The organism is Streptomyces niveus (assembly GCF_001723055.1).
Taxonomy (GTDB): domain Bacteria; phylum Actinomycetota; class Actinomycetes; order Streptomycetales; family Streptomycetaceae; genus Streptomyces; species Streptomyces niveus.
Genome location: NZ_MDCR01000257.1, coordinates 67,854 through 84,285, shown reverse-complemented (window position 1 = coordinate 84,285; position 16,432 = coordinate 67,854). Strand labels below are relative to the sequence as shown.

The 16,432-nt window shown below is 70.5% G+C and carries 13 protein-coding genes, 1 tRNA gene and 1 pseudogene; 7 read left to right on the top strand and 8 right to left on the bottom strand.

The window, feature by feature from the left end; all coding sequences use genetic code 11:
* The first annotated feature begins 92 nt into the window (after nt 1-92).
* The 4 genes and pseudogenes from BHU15_RS40380 to BHU15_RS42330 form a co-directional block, all read left to right on the top strand.
* Nucleotides 93-186: transfer RNA gene (locus BHU15_RS40380), tRNA-Sec, on the top strand.
* A 21-nt stretch (nt 187-207) separates the two neighbouring features.
* Nucleotides 208-1,527, top strand: a complete 1,320-nt coding sequence (selA, locus tag BHU15_RS26735; RefSeq protein WP_079128394.1) for an L-seryl-tRNA(Sec) selenium transferase — start codon at nt 208-210, stop codon at nt 1,525-1,527.
* Nucleotides 1,524-3,320, top strand: coding sequence for a selenocysteine-specific translation elongation factor (gene selB / locus BHU15_RS26730; protein ID WP_368483221.1), 1,797 nt, complete (start codon nt 1,524-1,526; stop codon nt 3,318-3,320). The genes selA and selB overlap by 4 nt, the downstream gene beginning before the upstream one ends.
* 138 nt (nt 3,321-3,458) lie before the next feature.
* Nucleotides 3,459-3,691: pseudogene (locus BHU15_RS42330) on the top strand (IS630 family transposase); the annotation flags it as partial.
* A 9-nt stretch (nt 3,692-3,700) separates the two neighbouring features.
* Here the strand turns inward: BHU15_RS42330 and BHU15_RS41595 are convergent.
* Both BHU15_RS41595 and BHU15_RS41590 read right to left on the bottom strand, forming a co-directional pair.
* Nucleotides 3,701-3,871 carry a hypothetical protein gene (locus tag BHU15_RS41595; protein ID WP_247748486.1) on the bottom strand — a complete coding sequence of 57 codons (171 nt, stop codon included), beginning with the start codon at nt 3,869-3,871 and terminating at the stop codon, nt 3,701-3,703.
* Nucleotides 3,872-4,254: 383 nt separating this feature from the next.
* Complete coding sequence (locus BHU15_RS41590) at nt 4,255-4,623, bottom strand: ATP-binding protein (RefSeq protein ID WP_255293224.1); 369 nt, start codon at nt 4,621-4,623, stop codon at nt 4,255-4,257.
* A gap of 416 nt (nt 4,624-5,039) precedes the next feature.
* Here BHU15_RS41590 and BHU15_RS26710 point away from each other — a divergent pair, with 416 nt between their 5' ends.
* From BHU15_RS26710 to BHU15_RS26700, 3 genes are all read left to right on the top strand, one after another.
* A complete protein-coding gene (locus BHU15_RS26710; RefSeq protein WP_069629509.1) occupies nt 5,040-5,906 on the top strand; it encodes a Sco1979 family transcriptional regulator in 867 nt (288 codons plus the stop codon).
* The gene (locus BHU15_RS26705) at nt 5,903-6,154 is read left to right on the top strand and encodes a DUF397 domain-containing protein (RefSeq protein ID WP_023543808.1); all 252 of its coding nucleotides are present in this window, start codon (nt 5,903-5,905) and stop codon (nt 6,152-6,154) included. The genes BHU15_RS26710 and BHU15_RS26705 overlap by 4 nt, the downstream gene beginning before the upstream one ends.
* A gap of 88 nt (nt 6,155-6,242) precedes the next feature.
* Entirely contained in the window at nt 6,243-7,061 is an 819-nt protein-coding gene (locus tag BHU15_RS26700; RefSeq protein ID WP_069629508.1) for an SAM-dependent methyltransferase, read from the top strand.
* A gap of 805 nt (nt 7,062-7,866) precedes the next feature.
* On the opposite strand, the gene BHU15_RS26695 is transcribed toward BHU15_RS26700, so the two are convergent.
* The 6 genes from BHU15_RS26695 to BHU15_RS26670 all read right to left on the bottom strand — a co-directional run bounded on the left by BHU15_RS26695 (nt 7,867) and on the right by BHU15_RS26670 (nt 16,407).
* On the bottom strand, nt 7,867-8,130 hold the full coding sequence (locus BHU15_RS26695; RefSeq protein WP_247748488.1) for a hypothetical protein: 264 nt from the start codon (nt 8,128-8,130) through the stop codon (nt 7,867-7,869).
* A gap of 426 nt (nt 8,131-8,556) precedes the next feature.
* Nucleotides 8,557-9,135, bottom strand: coding sequence for a hypothetical protein (locus BHU15_RS26690; protein WP_069629506.1), 579 nt, complete (start codon nt 9,133-9,135; stop codon nt 8,557-8,559).
* Nucleotides 9,136-9,317: 182 nt separating this feature from the next.
* Nucleotides 9,318-9,875: a telomere-protecting terminal protein Tpg gene (gene tpg, locus BHU15_RS26685; RefSeq protein WP_023543803.1), complete on the bottom strand. Its 558-nt coding sequence runs from the start codon at nt 9,873-9,875 to the stop codon at nt 9,318-9,320.
* 12 nt (nt 9,876-9,887) lie between these two features.
* Nucleotides 9,888-12,038, bottom strand: a complete 2,151-nt coding sequence (gene tap, locus BHU15_RS26680) for a telomere-associated protein Tap (protein WP_069629505.1) — start codon at nt 12,036-12,038, stop codon at nt 9,888-9,890.
* Between the two features lie 321 nt (nt 12,039-12,359).
* Nucleotides 12,360-14,063: a right-handed parallel beta-helix repeat-containing protein gene (locus tag BHU15_RS26675; protein ID WP_069629504.1), complete on the bottom strand. Its 1,704-nt coding sequence runs from the start codon at nt 14,061-14,063 to the stop codon at nt 12,360-12,362.
* Between the two features lie 220 nt (nt 14,064-14,283).
* A complete protein-coding gene (locus BHU15_RS26670) occupies nt 14,284-16,407 on the bottom strand; it encodes a glycoside hydrolase family 3 N-terminal domain-containing protein (protein ID WP_069629523.1) in 2,124 nt (707 codons plus the stop codon).
* Nucleotides 16,408-16,432 lie beyond the last annotated feature (25 nt).

Below are 16,432 nucleotides of genomic sequence, written 5' to 3'. Positions count from 1 at the left end.
CGCGGCGGACCCGGTGGCGGGGCCAACAGTCTTCATACGACGATCATTTCACCTCTTGCCCCAGCAGCGTGCGGCGATCAGAATCTTGCCCCGGAGGCGTTGGGCGGGCTGGTGCCCCTCCCGATCTTCAAAATCGGTGTGGTCCGGCAACCGGGCCAGGCGGGTTCGATTCCCGTCCGCCTCCGCTGACTTCGATCGGGGTGCACGGTGGCGGACAAGACGCGGCAGCCGCCGGCGGACACCCGGCGGCAGGTGCCGAGCGCCACGGTGCTGCTCGGCGACCCCCGGCTGGGCGAAGCGTTGGCACGGCTGGGCAGGCCCCTCGTCAAGGCCGCCGTCGCCATTGCCCAGCAGGCCGTACGCGAGGGGCGGATCGGCCCGGGTGACGCGGTCCATGCCGCTCTCGCCGCGCTTCCCGCGCGGGCGGTCGGCCTGAGCCCCGTACACAACGCCACCGGCGTGGTGCTGCACACGAATCTGGGACGCGCCCCGCTGTCGCGGGCCGCTCTGGAGGCGATGGCGGCGGTCGGCGGATACACCGACGTCGAGCTGGACCTGGGGACCGGCAGACGAGCGCCGCGCGGCCGCGGCGCCATGGCGGCCCTCCGGGAGGCGGTGCCGGCCGCGGAGGATGTCCATGTCGTCAACAACGGGGCCGCCGCCCTGGCCCTGGCGGCGGTGACGCTGGCCCCGGGGCGCGACATCCTGCTCAGCCGGGGCGAGTTCGTGGAGATCGGCGACGGCTTCCGGATACCCGAACTGCTGGCCTCCTGCGGTGCCCGGATACGCGAGGTCGGGACCACCAACCGCACCCGTCTCTCCGACTACGCGGACGCCGTCGGCCCGGACACCGGCTTCATCCTCAAGGTTCATCCGTCGAACTTCACGGTGAGCGGCTTCACCCAGGAGGTGGACGCCGGTGAACTGGCCTCGCTGGGCCTGCCCGTGGTGGTCGACATCGGCTCCGGCCTCCTCACGCCCGACCCTGTGCTGCCGGACGAGCCGGACGCGGCCACGGCGCTGAACGCCGGGGCCACGCTGGTCACCGCCAGCGGGGACAAACTGCTCGGTGGTCCGCAGGCGGGGCTGGTCCTCGGCAGCGCCGGCGTCGTGGAACGGATGCGCCGCCATCCGCTGGCCCGTGCGCTGCGTGTGGACAAGTTCACCCTGGCCGCGCTGGAAGCGACACTGCGCGGGCCCGAGCCACCCGTGCACGCGGCCGTACACATGCCGCTCCGGCAGCTGCGCGTCCGCACGCTGGGTCTGGCCGAGGACGTGGCGCGCCACGGTCTGGACGCGCGTGTCGTGCCCTGCGAGGCGGTGGTGGGAGGAGGTGGTGCGCCCGGGACCGTCCTGCCGTCCTGTGCGCTCAGTCTCCCCGCCGGCCTGGCGACGCCGCTGCGCACCGGTGAACCGGCTGTGCTCGGCCGGGTGGTGCGGGGGCGGCTGCTGCTGGATCTGCGATGCGTACCGCAGGCGTGCGACGGCGAGATCCTTGCCGCGGTGCTGCGCGCGGCGGGGCTGTGATCGTGCGGGTCATCGCGACGGCGGGGCATGTCGACCACGGCAAGAGCACACTGATCGAGGCGCTGACCGGCAGCCACCCCGACCGGCTGGCGGAGGAGCGGCGCCGTGGTCTGACCATCGACCTGGGCTTCGCGTCGACGGATCTGCCGTCGGGCGAACGGCTCGCGTTCATCGACGTGCCGGGTCACGAGAGGTTCGTCCCGACCATGCTGGCCGGCGTGGGGTCGGTGCCCGCCGTGCTGTTCGTCGTCGCCGCCGACGAAGGCTGGATGCCGCAGTCCGCCGAGCACCTCGCCGCCGTGGACGCCCTGGGTGTACGGCACGCACTGCTGGCCGTCACCCGTTGCGATCTGGCCGACCCGGGCCCCGCCACGGCGCAGGCGCTGGAGCGGATCCGCTCAAGTACCCTCGGCGACGTCGAGGCGGTGGCCGTCAGCGCCCGTACCGGCACGGGCCTTGTGGAGCTGCGCGCCGCCCTCGGGCGGCTGGCCGCGCAACTGCCGGACGGGGACCCCGAATCCCCGGTGCGGCTGTGGATCGACCGGGCCTTCGGTGTGCGCGGCAGCGGGCTGGTGGTCACCGGCACGCTCGGTGCGGGGCGGATCCGCCGGGGCGATGTCCTGGTGACCGCCCGGACGGGCCGTCGCGTGCGCGTCAGGGCTCTGCAGGCCCTCGGTGAGGAGACCGATCTGGTGCGGGCCACCGCCAGGGTCGCCGTCAACCTCAGGGACCTCGACAAGGAGTCGACGGGCCGCGGCGACGCCCTGCTCACCCCTGAGAGCTTCCTCCCCAGCCTCCGCTGCGACGTGCGCCTGCGCGGCGGAACACCGGCCGCGGCGCTGCCCCGCACCGCGATAGCCCACATCGGCTCGGCGGCCGTCCCCGTACGCGTACGGCCGCTCGGCGCGGATGTCGTCCGGCTGGCCCTGCCGGCGCCGCTGCCGCTGCGTATCGGTGACCGCGCCGTGCTGCGCGATCCCGGTCTGCGGCGTGTGCTGGCCGGCGTGGAGGTGCTCGATCCCCAGCCACCGGAACTGCTGCGCCGGGGTTCTGCGGCACGGCGCGCGGCGGAGCTCGGCGACGCTCGGGGCACGCCGGACGAGGCGGCCGAGCTACGGCGCCGGCTGCTGGTCAGGCGCGGGGAGCTGACCGCGATGGGGGTGACCGTCCGTACCGCTCCGGTCGCGGGCGACTGGCTTGCGGACCCCGCCCATTGGACCGCTCTGAGGGCCCGGCTGGCCGAACTGGTCACCGCGTACATCTCCCGGCGGCCCACCGAGGAGGGCATGCCGCTGGAGGCCGCCCGGCACCGTCTGGGGCTGCCGGCCGTCTCTCTGGTGGAGGCACTGGTCACGCCTCCCCTGCGGCTGAGCCGCGGTCGTGTGACCGTCGGGACCGCGGCGCTGCCCGTTGCTGTGGCGGACGCGGTGGACCGGCTCACCGAGGAGCTCGTACGCCGGCCGTTCGCCGCGCCTCACGCCCAGCAGCTCGTGGAACTCGGCCTCGGCCGCCGCGAGCTCGCCGCGGCTGTCCGCCACGGAGCGGTGCTGCAACTCGCCGAGCATGTGGTGCTGTTGCCGGACGCACCCGCGCTGGCGGCCGACCGGCTGAGCGAACTCGACCAGCCCTTCACCGTGGGAACGGCGAGCCGCGCCCTGGACACCACCCGACGGGTCACCGTTCCCCTGCTGGAGCACTGCGACGGCCAGGGCATCACCGAGCTGCTCCCCGACAAACGCCGCCGGTGCGCGCCCCGAGGCCGGCTGGCGCCGGTCGACACACCGGCGGGCTGATCGGAAAGGACACCTCTACGGCAGTCGCCGGGCCACTGGTGCGGGTCCCGGCCCGACAAGAAGAGTTGTCCGGGCGGACCCGAGCCCCGAAGCGCGCCCTGGTCAGTCCAGACCTGCCCTGTTTGCGTAGGACCCCATCTGTGCCGCCGGGGTACAAGGTCGGTGGTGACTTGGCGGCGGGCCCGGATGGTGTTGTTGTCCGCGCGGGGCGTGGTGGTCGACCACATCGCGACGGTGACGTTCACGAGCAAGAAGATCGCCAAGCCCAAGCCCAAGCCGGCCGGGCACAGCCTTCCACTCTCGACCTGGAGCCTGGGTCAAGCTGGCCGGCTTCCTCGTCGACGAGGGTGATCGACGACATCAGCCGGGATCACCGCGTCTCACAACCCCTTCGACGACAAGGGCGGCCAGGTGTACCGGACGCGCACGCCCAGTTCGTGGAGCCAGGCGACCTCGCGGTGCCGGAGTTCGTGCGCGGGCTCCGGGGCGATGGTGCTGGGCCAGCGGACGAGTACCGCGGTGACGTCGCCCGTCTGCGCCAGCTGTCTCACCCGCTGCCACCCTCTGCGCCGGGCCGGGTCGGGCTCACCGTACGTATCGGTGACAACCTCGGCGATCGCCAGTCCGCGCTCCCGGGCGTATGCGTGGCCTTCCGTCCGCGCGCGCTGCGTTGCTCCCCCCGGCGCGACCCGGGCCCGGTCGACGCATACGTACAACACGACGTGAGGAGCGGCTTCATCGTGGGGAGTCATGGGCGCCTTCTACAGATCGATCGAGGAGGAGGGGTCCCGCCGCGCGAAGGGGACTCAGCGGTGCCGTGCGATCGCCGCCGTCGGGCGGGGCAACCGGTCCGGAGCGCGGCCGACCGGTCCCGGCCGCCCCGTCCGAGCTGTCGCCGCCGTGGGCGACACCGACTTCGGCGTCGCCCGCGGCGTCACGGGTGGGCCGTCAGCTCTGCCCAGACGACCTTTCCTCCGGCCCACGTCGAGTGCGCGGAGCCCCAGCTGTACGAGAGCTGCTGAACGAGCAACAGCCCTCGTCCGCCCTCCTGTCCGGGGCCGGCGCGGGTCTCGGGCGGGCTGACCAGGGTGTCGCTCTCGTCGTGGAGTTCGATGCGCAGGCGCCGCTCGTCGCGGGTCAGCGTGAGGCCGCACAGGACATGACGGCTGCCGGTGTGGAGTACGGCGTTCGTCGTCAGCTCGGAGACCAGCAGCACCGCGTCGCAGCATGTGTCGCCGGGCAGGTTCCAGGCACGGACCCGGTCTCGCACGGTGTCCCGGGCGGATCTGACGCTGGTGGCCAGGGCGGGCAGGCCGAACCAGTACTCCCGGCGCGACGCGGTCCCGGCTAAGGAGGAGGGCGAGGCCGGGGCTGAGGGCGTGGACAGAGTCACGGTTGTCGCCTTCCAGCGCCTTCCGGTAACGGGGCGCGGTGAGGAGGTGGGGGATGCGGGACGCAACTCGGGCGGTGAGCGGCGTACGCCGAGGCGGTCGCACGGCAGCGAGGAGGGACCGGCAAGGGCATCGATGTCGTCGCCCTGTCCGGACCGCATCTGCGCGTGATTGCTGTGACTTGACCGCTCACACGTCCACTATGCGCGCGATAGAGCTCACGCTGCAACCGACTCCCTGATAATTTCAGCAGCGCTGGTATCAGTCTGGCGTCGTCATCAAATCGCTGTCAGAATGGCTCTGTTGACGGTTCATCAGGAGGTTGGGCGTGAGCGAGGCCCGTTCCAGCACCAGCGCACCGACAGTCCTGCGCATGATCCTCGGCCGTCGGCTGCAGGAGAAGCGGGTCGCTGCCGGTGCCTCGCTGGAGGACGCGGCGAAGGCTCTGCGCGTAACCACCCTGACGATCCGCCGGCTGGAGAAGGCCGAGGTCGCTCTGAAGCCTCTCTACGCGGAGAAGCTGCTGGAGACCTTCGGCGCGGAGCGCCAGGAGATCGACGAGTTCGTCGACCTGGCGGAGCAGGCCAACAAACCCGGCTGGTGGCACTCCTATCGCGATGCCGTCCCCAGCTGGTTCACCGCCTACGTCAGCCTGGAGGCCGGCGCCAAGACGCTGCGCACGTACGAACCCCAGTACGTGACCGGGCTTCTTCAGACCCCCGACTACGCCCACGCCGTGCTGCGCGGCGGGTTGCCGAACGGCAGCGAGGAGGAGCTCGCACGCCGCGTCGAGCTGCGTCTGCGCCGCCAGAGCCTGCTGGACCAGGAGGACGCCCCCACGTTGTGGGTGGTCATGGAGGAAGCCGTCCTGCACCGGGTGGTGGGCGGCCCTCACGTGATGCGAGAGCAGCTTGAACGACTCCTGGACGTCTCGGAGTTGCCGCACGTCAGCGTCGACATCGTGCCCTTCACCGCGGGGGCGCATGTCGGCGCGTGCGCGCCGTTCACATACTTCCGGTTCGAGGAACCCGAACTGCCGGACATCGTCTACAGCGAACTCCTGTGCGCCTCGGTCTACCTGGACCAGCGCGCGGACGTGGTCTCCCATCTCGAGGCACATTCGCGTATGGCACTGCTGACGTCGTCCGAGGACAGCAAGGCGCTCCTGAACCGCATGCGCAAGGAGTACTCATGACGATCACCGATGAGGGCGTCTACAACGGCATGCCGGCGCACAGTCTCGGCGAACAGGGCTGGGAGCACCCTTGGAGCGGGCCGAACGGCGGTCAGTGCGTCGAGACGAAACAACTCGCCGACGGCCGCGTCGCCGTACGGCAGTCCACCGACCCGGCCGGCCCGGCGCTGATCTACACGCCGGAGGAGATCACCGCGTTCGTCCGGGGAGTCAAAGAGGGCTTGGCCGACCACTTGACCGCCGGATGACCCGGCGGTGAGCAGAAGGGACGACGGCACCGTCCCCGTCCCCGTTCCTGGCCCGCGGGCCGACAGACACAGGCATGAAGGGAAGAACATGACCACCAGGCAGGCCGGCCAGGATCTCGACACGAGCAAGGCGCACTCGGCCCGGATGTACGACTACTTCCTCGGCGGCAAGGACCACTTCGAGATAGACAAGGAAGCGGCCCTGGTCGCCGCCCAGGCTCACCCCGGTATCTACGTGACCGCGCGCGAGAACCGGGCGTTCATGCACCGGGCGACCCGGGTCCTGGCGCAGGAGTACGGCATCCGCCAGTGGCTCGACATCGGAACGGGCATCCCGACCGAGCCCAACCTGCACCAGATAGCCCAGTCCGTCGCGCGCGACGCCCGCGTGGTGTACGCGGACAACGACCCGCTCGTCCTGAAGTACGCCGAACGCCTCATGCGCAGCACGACCCAGGGACGCACGGCCTACGTCCAGGCCAGCGTTATCGACCCCGACGCGCTGATGGGAGCGGTGGAGGACGCGGGAGTGCTGGACTTCGACCAGCCCATCGCCCTGTCCCTCAACGCGCTCATGCACTTCATCACCGACCCCCACGACCCGTACGCCATCGTCCGCCGGCTTCTCGACCCGCTCCCGGCGGGCAGCGCGCTCGCGATGAACCACTGCACGCCCGACTTCGACCCCGTCACCTGGAACAAGGTCGCGGAGGTCTATACGAAGTCGGGGTCCCCGGTGCAGTTCCGTACGCACAGCGAAGTAGGCCGTTTCTTCGACGGACTCGATCTGGTCGACCCCGGCATCTGCTGCTGCCACCGCTGGCGCCCCACCGAGTCCGTCACGGGCGCGGCCGAGATCACGGACGCACAGATCAGCCTGCTGGCGGGCGTTGGGATCAAACGCTAGCCGGAGCCGACCGGCCTCGTCCGACCGGCTCGGCTGCCTCCGCGGGCTCCCAGGGCACACCTGCCGCACCGGCGACGGTCACCTGCGGTCCTTCGCCAACAGCGGCATCCGCCGCGACGGCCCCCACGGCCGCCCCGACGATTGGCCGCGTGGCCAACAGCGGCCAGAGACAGGCGGATTCCCGGCAGGTCGAGGTTCGGGTGAACCGTTCCTCAGCCTCGGCCGTTGAGATCGGTGGACACCTGTCCGATCCCTAAGTAGCGGGAGAGAATATGCCCTCTAACGTTCCCCCTGGTGACAACGCCCGCATGGCGGAACTCCTGGCGGTCCAGCAGGCAATGCTGTCTGGCACAACGAGATTGGCCCCGATACCCGAGCAGCCATCCATGCCATCACGCCCGATGCCGGAAACGTGGAGGGCTTACCAGGAAGAAGCCTTCAAGAACCAAGATAGGCACAACACAGCGCCTCATCAGGATCTCAGGGACAACCCCGCGATGCGCCATCACTTGAAAGCCGGAGTGGGTCCCACGAAGTCTTCCGCAAGCCGGTAACCAGCTCGTCGCCGTCATGACGGCGCAGCCCGTCCCACGCCGCGAGTTGAGCAGCGCGGGCCGGGCGCCAGCCTCAGACGCAATGGCACCTCTTCCCCACGGCTGTCGCGTGGGAAAGAGGTGCCATCGTCACGGACCGGCTGACCCAACGAGGTTGACCAGGCACAACGAACGGTGTCCGATTCTGCCGGGCTCCCGTCTCTGGTCACATGTGCGGTCCCCCGACCGGGGCCCAACCTCCAGACAGCGGTTCAGCCCGCTTCCGGTGTGACCTTCTCCGCAGCTGTCGCACCAGGGGGAAGACACGGTGTGGGCCAGGCCGGCTCCCACCTCCAGGACGACCACCGCTGCGCCTGCGCGAAGACCCCGGAGAGTTCGGCGAGCATCGCCAACACCTCGCCGCGCGCGGCCTCGACGGCCCGGTGCTCGGTGTCGGAGACGATGCCGAGCCGTCGCACGTGGGCGTACTCGTCTGCGTCCTTCCACTCCCAGCGAGTGAGGTCGGGCGTGACCACCAGGTCCACTCGCCCGTGTCAGCAACAACCCGCAGCGCCAGCTCACTCCACACCCGCCCCGGCCGGTGCACGTCAGGCCGTACGAGGGTCTGACCCGTCCCGAAACTGCGCACCGTGTCCTCCTCCGGTCCAAGGCGCTCGGCCACCAGGACCGGACCGCTACCCGGCTGGTCATCGAAGCCGGAGGCACCTGGAGCCGATACGCCCTCGGGGACCACATACGGTGAGTTGTCGCTCTGCTCCAGCTGGCGTGCCTCGTCACTTTGGAAGAGATCGGAAACCGCCACCGTGTGCCTTGATGATGTGCGGGTCCCGGTGCGGCGTCGGATCGGCGAGCCAGGCCAGGAGCTCACCATCGCCCTGGTCTGGCTGGACGGCAGCGCGCCTCGATGCCGCCGCCGATTGTCGGGGGATCGTTGATTCCAACTACGCCTGGTATCGGGACGCGTGGGCGAGGAGCCCGAGTTTCGGTGCCAGGACTCCGGGCTGCCCGAGGGACCGGAAGTCGGCCTCGACCGCGGCCAGGTCAAGGGCGCCGGCACGCACGGCGTGGGACCGGACGACCGACCACAGGAACACGTCGAGGTTGTCGAACTGCGTGTGGGCTTCTATGACTTGCTCTTCGTGGAGCCACACCGCGACCCGGCCGCTGGTGAGCACGACGTAGTAGTTGCTCGCGCCGTCGCAGCCGATGGACCACACGTCGTCGCCGGAAAGCTCCGTCTCATAGTCGGAGTCCAGGATCTCGCAGTCGTTCGCTTCGAAGTCGAAACCGTACGACCAGTCATAGATGTCGAGAAACTGCGCCACGGTTCCCGATCGGACCCTGCCGTCGAAGCCGGCCAACGCGGTCGCCGCGTCGTGCGGGAGCTTGGCGAGGAACGGTTCGACCGAGCGTGTCGACGCCGGGATGTAAACGCGCGGTTCGTTGGGGAACCAGCGCCCCAGATCGGCGTCGAGATCCCGGTCCACGTAACCGGCCAACTGATCAACGGTGAGAGCCATGCGGTGAGGCTAGCCGAAGGAAGTTGAGCCGGTACGGATGTCGGTTCTGCTCGGCGGAAGGCTTCGAATCCGACAACCCCGGGTTCCGTGCAGAGGCCGCCGACGAAGACTTCTGGGTGTCGAGACTCCGATCGTCAACGCCACACGCTGGCACCGTCTCACCACGGACCGCCGATCGGAGGCTACAGGTCGAACTCCAGGTGCTCGATGTCGGTGAAGCGGACTTCCTCCAGGGAGCCGGCGCGGGTGCCGCCGTCCTGGAAGTAGGTCTCCTTGAGTGCTTCGGCCGCGATCTCCTGGAGGCGTTGGTCGGACACGCCCTGTTCCTGGGCCTCGAAGAGGCGGGCGGCGTACTGCGGCGGCAGTGCGACGGTCAGGTGTCGGATGCGGTCCTGGTCCGTGGAGCCGATCGGCGCGGTGTAGCCGAGCCGGGCGCGGGTGTCGATGACGATACCGTCGGTGCTGGCCGCCTTCTCGCGGGCTTTGGCCCGGATCTGCGGCTGCCACCGCTTCTTGACCTCGGTCTCCAGGCGGGCGGCGAGGTCCGGGCGGGGCTTCTTGATCTGGTTCTTCACGTACCGCTCGACCGTGCGCTGGGAGATCCGGAGCATCTGGGCGACGGCCTTCGTGCCCTTGAGCTGCTTGACCAGGTAACGCATCTGCGCGCCCGCGCTCTTGGGCGCCGGGCGGGTGAACGCCTTCTGCACCGCCGCGTCCAGGCCGTCCCCGAACATGCTCATCGTCGCTTTCCCCTACTCGCCGTTGTCGACGTTGGTGACGGTGCCGTCCTTGATGTACCGGGCGAGGTTGAGCTCGGGGGCGTCGAACTGTTCCCGTACGCCCTCGCCCCACAGGACGCTCTGGGTGCCCTCGTGTTTGACCAGGCCGGGGTTGATGCCGAGCTTGAAGCCGCCGGGCAGTGGCTTGCCCTGCCGGTACGGCAGGAAGTCAATCGGGGACTCTCCGTCGACCGCGTACACGACACAATCGGACAGGACCGCGACCGGGTACTGCCCGGTGAACGCCGCGTGCTTCACGATTTTGCGGTGCAGGTTGATCCGCGTACGGGCGATGACGGCCGCGCGGATGTCCGGCCGCCATGTCGGCCTCGACAGGGCGCGCCACGGCTGGCCCGGCTTCCAGCCCTCGCCGCGCGGGCGTTCTCGCAGCTTGCCCAGGCCGCCCTTCACCGTCGCCTTGATCGCGGACACGACGATCGCGAGCTCGGGGTCGCGGCTGCGGTAGCCGTCCATCGCCGTGAGGAAGTCGGCCGGGGCCAGGTCGGCGCCGACACCGAGGTCGGCCATCGTCGCGAGGTAGGCGTCGCGCAGCCGCTTGTACCAGCCGTCCAGGTAGCGGCCGTTGTCGTGGCGGACGTATGCCTCGATCGGGGCGACGTCGTAGCCGAGTTCGACCGCGTACGCGACGGTCGGCGTCGCGTACCAGGCCGGCCCCGTCGGGCGCTCGCCCTTCGGCGTGAACGGGCTGGGCAGGAGGCTGCCGTCCAGCTCCACCCACTCCTTGCCTGCCTTCACTCTCGACAGGTCGACATGGGAGAGGTCGACCAGCCAGCTGCCCGGCAGCTTCGGATCGAACACCGGCGCCTGGACGTGGGTCGGTGCGCCCAGGCCGACGACCAGGCCGTTCGCTCCGGCGGCGAACGCCATGTTGACGTCCAGGCCCACCAGGTGGCGACGCTGGTAGTCGGCGTCGGTGAACGGGCGCGCCCAGTCGTACGCCTCCTCGAACAGCTTCTCCCCCGGGCCGCGAATGTGGAAGCGCGGCAGATCCACCAGGAGCGGGTGACCGTCGGGGGCCTCGCACGGAGCGCAGTCCACCGGGTCCGCGCCCAGCGATCCCGGGTTCTTCTCGTCGGCCTGCCGGAAGGTGCCACTGGCCTCGTCCCGGACGGCGTACGTCGGCGGATTCAGCGCCGTCATCAGCTCCAGGCCCGTCACGGCGGTGGAACCGCGCGGCGTCATCACCCTTGACGCGTACGTACCCAGCACCCGCGCGAGTTCCGCCGGCGGAAGCCGGCCGGCCGCGCCCCAGTGCCGGGTGTCGAGCGCCTGCCAGGACGGGATGCACAACTGGACGCACTGGCGCTCCGAGCCCTTGGCCGGGCGGTAGATCCGCGCCCACGGGCCGAACCCGCGCTTCGTCAACCTCCAGTCCGCACGCACCAGTTGCTTGAGGACCTTGTGGCCCTCCGGCAGCCTGCCCGCGAGCCGCTCCTCCTCCGTCAGGGAGACCGGGAGGCCGTAGCGCTCCAGTGCGGCCTCGGTGAGCACGAGCAGCGGGTCGGCCGGCTTTCCCGGACCGGACAGCTTCGGCGCGCCCAGCTTGGCCTCGGTGAGAGTCCAGTCGACCAGGGCCGGGACGGACTTGGCGGGCACGTCCAGGACCAGACCGCCGGTGCAGTACGCCAGTACCTGCCCGTCCTCGACATCGACGACCGCGAGCGGGCCGTTCTCAAAACGCGGGTCGGGCATGTCCGCCGGGGCGTTGGCCGGGGGCGCCTTCTTCCTGGTGGTGCTCGTCGTACGCGCGGCCACCGGGGCATCCGGGGCCCGTACTTCCGCAGCCGGAGTGGGTGCATCGGTCAACGCGACCGGCATCGCGACGTCTTGCGCGGGGGCTGCCACAGCCGTGTCGTCGACGGGGGCAGGGTAGAGCTCCGCGAGCTTCTCCAGCAGCCGGGCGTACGCGTCCCGCTCCGGCGGGCGCGGCTCGGTCTTCCCGGACTCCCATCCGGACATCGTGGCCCGCCGCACCTTCAGCGCGGTGGCCACCTCGTCGATCGTCAGACCGTGCGCGGCACGCAGCCGCTTGCGCTCCGCCGGAGGCGGCAGCGTGGCGCGGGACGCGAGCAGCGCGTCGACCGCGTCGAACAACTCGGACATGAACACCTCCCGCCCCGACCCTAGCGTGAAGCGCACATGCCGCGTACTGAACGCGTACGGATGGCGTACGCGCCTTGATCTCGCGGAGGGGCAGCGGCCAGGACCAGCGGCACCCCGGCGGCCCAGCATGTGGCGAGGTCACCGCCGACCGCCAGGGCCACGCCCCCGGGTCCGTCCCGCCCGCCGGCGGCAGGCGGGACGGGCCGTCAGCAGCTGCGGGGCGCTGCGGTTGTCGAGAGTGGGCGCGATGGCGCTGCTCCCCTCGGCACCCGCGCGGCCCTGTCCGCCCCGGAGGACGGACAGGGCCGCCACGGTCAGGGACTAACCCGCGTCCGCCCCGATGTTCGGGGTGCTCGGGATTGCCGTTCCGTAGTAGTCGACTCCGCCGTTGCCGGACACGGGCGTGCCCGTCTTGAGTGCCGGGGAGCCGGGCTTGAGGGTGAACGCCTGGGGGCACGGCTGGGGGCCGGTGCCCGAGGAGGGCGACCAGGAGCACGGGGCGTCCGCGCCGGGGGAGGTGAACAAGGGGTCACCCCAGACCGATCCCGACTCCAGCCCGGCCGCCTTCCACGCGGCGAAGTCGGCGTGGGTGGTGCCGCCCCAGCGCCAGCCGCCGGTGTTCGTACCGAAGTACAGGTTGTTCGCCAGCGTCATGCCGGTCTGCCCGTACGGGTTGTAGTAGAGCTGGCCGGTCTTGCCGTACGTGCCCTTGTTGGCCATGTGGCAGATGTTGTCCTTGATCTGCGATCCAGCGGCCCATGTGCCCGAGGCGTAGCCGAAGTTGAAGCACGCGCTCGCGCCCGCCTTCTTGTTCGCTCTCTGGTCCTTGTCGGTGAAGAGGGTGTTGCCGTAGATCGACAGCGCCTTCTTCGGTGCGCTGGGCACCACGTCGAACAGGCCGCCCTGGGCGTTCGCCCAGTCGTCGTTCTCGGAGATGTTGTAACGGTAGGTGTTCGGCCCCCACACCATCGAGCCGACGGTCGAGGTGTAGGCCAGGTAGCCGCTGCCCGCGTTGTCGTGGGTGTAGTTGCGCTCCACCACCGAGTTCGTGGTGCCGCCGTCCAGGTCGATGCCGTCCCAGTCACAGCCGGCCGTGTAGTCCGGGACCGGCTGCACCTTGTACACCTCGTTGTGGCGGATCGTCACGTCGTTGGAGGTGTACGTCATGATCCCGCTGGCGCCGCCGCACGAGGTCACGTTCGCCCCGATGTCGTGCACCAGGTTGCGCTCGATGACGGCGCCGTTCCAGCCGTTCGCGGTCAGCGCGGCCCCGGTGCTCTGGGCGGACATGCCCAGGTTGTAGACGGTGTTGCCCGCGACCCGGACGTTGGTGATGTTGGTCCCCGAGCCCCAGCCGTAGATGCCGGGCCCGGCGTTGGAGGTCACGGCGGCGCCGTACAGCTTGTTGTTGAGGATCTGCACGTCGTCCAGCGGCCCGCTGTTGGCGTTGACCGCGTAGCCCAGGACCATGATCTGTCCGCCGAAGGTGCTGCCGCTGCCACTGGGAGTCGCGAATCCGGAGATGTCCGAACCCGTGACCTTCAGCCCCTTGGCCGCCGTCGACGACGTCTGGTTCTGCAGCAGTACACCGGCCGCGGTCGTGGTCCCGTTGACCACCTTCATGTTCGCCAGCTCGAAACCGCTGACGTTGTCCGCGGCGACCGCCGCCGAATAGTCGCCGGTGCAGCTGGACTTGAGGGTGGCCTGACCGGTGCCGTACGAGGTCACCTTGAAGGGCGTCGAGGCCGACGACGCCGGGACGTTCGTGGAGTTGAAGACGAGACAGCCGGTGAACGTCTGACCGCCCTGGAAGGAAACGACGCTCCCCTGCGGGAACTTGAATCCGTTGACCTTCGCGGTCGACTTCCACGCCTGGTCCGCGGAGAGACCGGTGTTGCTGTCGCTGCCGGTGGGCGATACGTAGTAGGTGGTGGCGGCGCGGGGGGTGCCGGTGGCGACCCCCGCGAGCAGCAGTCCCAGCATTCCCTGGGCCACCACCGCGGCACATACAGTCCTTGCTCTCATGCTTCTCCCTTCCGCGTGGCCGTGACGGTGCACGCACACGCGGGTGACGACTCGTGGTTGAGGCATGCCGTGAACGAACAACGCGGCGTGGCCGGCGTGACGTCCAGGCGGTAGGGAAGGTTCTGTGGTGCGTTCTGTGGTGCATCGCTCCCTTCGCGGACGGCTCCGTCGTCCGGGTCGAGACGGTCCTGGCCAGGGGGGACAGGACCCGTAACGGCGGTCAGGTGATCAGGAGGGTGCGCCGGGTGCCGGTCCGTGAGCTGTTGCCGGTGTGAAGGTGGATCTCGCCGGGCTCCACGGTGAACACGCCGTCCGGGTCGTTGGTCCAGTACCCGATGTCGTCGGCGCCCAGGAGGAAGCGGACGTGCCGCTCCTCCCCCGGCGCGAGCCGGACCCGCTGGAAGCCGCGCAGCCGGCGCACCGGCTGGACGATGGTCGCGGCCGGGTCCTCGATGTAGAGCTGGACCACCTCCTCGCCCTCCCGGCCGCCGGTGTTGCGCACCGGGACGCTCGCCTCGACCCGTGCGCCCGCCCGCAGTTCGTCCGAGGTGATCCGCTCGCGGCTCAACCGCGGCTCCCCCACCCCGAAGGTGGTGTAGCTCAGGCCGTGGCCGAACGCGAAAGCCGGGCCGTCGGCCACGTCGAGGTACTTCGACACGTACTTCACGCCGGGCTCGGCCGGGTTGTACGGGCGACCGGTCCGCTCGTGGTCGTAGTGGAGCGGAACCTGCCCCACCACGCGCGGGAACGTCACCGGGAGCTTGCCGCCCGGAACGACCGCGCCGGTCAGGACGTCCGCGACGGCGGGACCCGCCTCGATGCCCGGATGCCAGGCCATCACGATCGCCGACACCTTGTCCGCCCACCGGCCGATCGTCAGCGGACGCCCGCCCACCAGCACCACCACGCACGGGGTGCCGGTCGCCGCGACCGCGTCGATCAGCTGCTCCTGCGCACCGGGCAGGCCAAGTTCGCTGCGTACGGCCGCCTCCCCGCTGAGCGCGGACGGCTCGCCGACCACCAGCACCACGGTGTCGACGGCCTCGGCGGCGGCGACCGCCTCCGCGAGACCGGAGGTGTCGGCCCCTTCCGCCGTCACCCCGAGCGCGTGGCGAACGTCGGTGTCCGGCAGGGCCTCCCGCAGCGCGGACAGGACCGGGACCGCCTCAGGCGCGCCCGGCAGCGTCCACGTACCCAGCAGGTCACCGGAGTCGGCGAACGGGCCCATGACCGCGAGCGAACTCCCGGCAGGCATCTCCAGAGGCAGGAGGGCGTTCTCGTTCCTCAGCAGCACCATGCAACGTGAGGCCGCCTCGCGCGCCGCGGCCCGCGCCCGCGCGCTCGGGGCGTGCAGAGCGGCGGACTCTTCCACGTACGGGCGGTCGAACAGGCCCAGTCGCAGTTTCAGCCGCAGTACGCGGGACACGGCGTCGTCCAGCCGCTCGCCCGTCAGCGCCCCCGAGGCCAGCAGGTGGCGGCCGTGCTCGGCGAAGGTGGTGGAGACCATCTCCATGTCCACCCCGGCGGTCAGTGACCGCCGTGCCGCCTCGGCCTCGTCCACCGCGGCTCCGTGCGTGACCAGTTCCAGGACGCCGGTCCAGTCACTGACCACCACCCCGTCGAAACCCCACGACTCCTTGAGGATGCCGGTCAGGGTGTGCGCGTTGCCATGAGCCGGAACGCCGTTGACGGTGTTGAAGGCGGCCATCACCGTGGCGACGCCGGCGTCGACGGCGGCCTTGAACGGCGGCAGATAGAGGTTGCGCAGCCGCTGCTCGGACACGTCGACGGTGTTGTAGTCGCGGCCGCCCTCCGCACCCCCGTAGGCGACGAAGTGCTTGGCGCACGCGGCGATCCGGTCCGGGGCGCGCAGGTCGTCGCCCTGGTAGCCACGTACCTTGGCCACCGCGTAGACGCTCGTCAGATACGGGTCCTCGCCCGTACTCTCGGCGATCCGGCCCCACCGCGGCTCGCGGGTCACATCCATCATCGGGGAGAACGTCCAGTGGATCCCGTTGGACCGCGCCTCACGCGCCGACACCTCCGCGTCCGCCACCGTCACCGCCGGATCGAAGGCCGCCGCCTGGCCCAGCGGGATCGGGAACGTGGTGTGGAAGCCGTGGATCACGTCCAGGCCGAAGACCAGCGGGATGCCCAGGCGGGACTCCCGCACCGCGATGCGCTGCAGCGCGTTGCTCGCCTTCGCGCCCACCACGTTCAGCACCGAACCCAGCAGGCCGTGCCGGGCGGCGGCCTCGGCCGCCGCGGTGTCGCCGCCGCCCGGTCCGGTGTCCCACGCCCAGGCCAGCTGTTGCAGCTGACCGAGCTTCTCCTCGACCGTCATCCGTCCCAGGAGTTCCTTGATACGG

Coding starts and splice junctions, on each gene's coding strand:
- BHU15_RS26700 (WP_069629508.1), top strand. CDS start 6,243: ATGACCACCAGGCAGGCCGGCCAGGATCTCGACACGAGCAAGGCGCAC.
- BHU15_RS26705 (WP_023543808.1), top strand. CDS start 5,903: ATGACGATCACCGATGAGGGCGTCTACAACGGCATGCCGGCGCACAGT.
- BHU15_RS26690 (WP_069629506.1), bottom strand. CDS start 9,135: ATGGCTCTCACCGTTGATCAGTTGGCCGGTTACGTGGACCGGGATCTC.
- tpg (WP_023543803.1), bottom strand. CDS start 9,875: ATGAGCATGTTCGGGGACGGCCTGGACGCGGCGGTGCAGAAGGCGTTC.
- BHU15_RS26670 (WP_069629523.1), bottom strand. CDS start 16,407: ATGACGGTCGAGGAGAAGCTCGGTCAGCTGCAACAGCTGGCCTGGGCG.
- BHU15_RS26675 (WP_069629504.1), bottom strand. CDS start 14,063: ATGAGAGCAAGGACTGTATGTGCCGCGGTGGTGGCCCAGGGAATGCTG.
- tap (WP_069629505.1), bottom strand. CDS start 12,038: ATGTCCGAGTTGTTCGACGCGGTCGACGCGCTGCTCGCGTCCCGCGCC.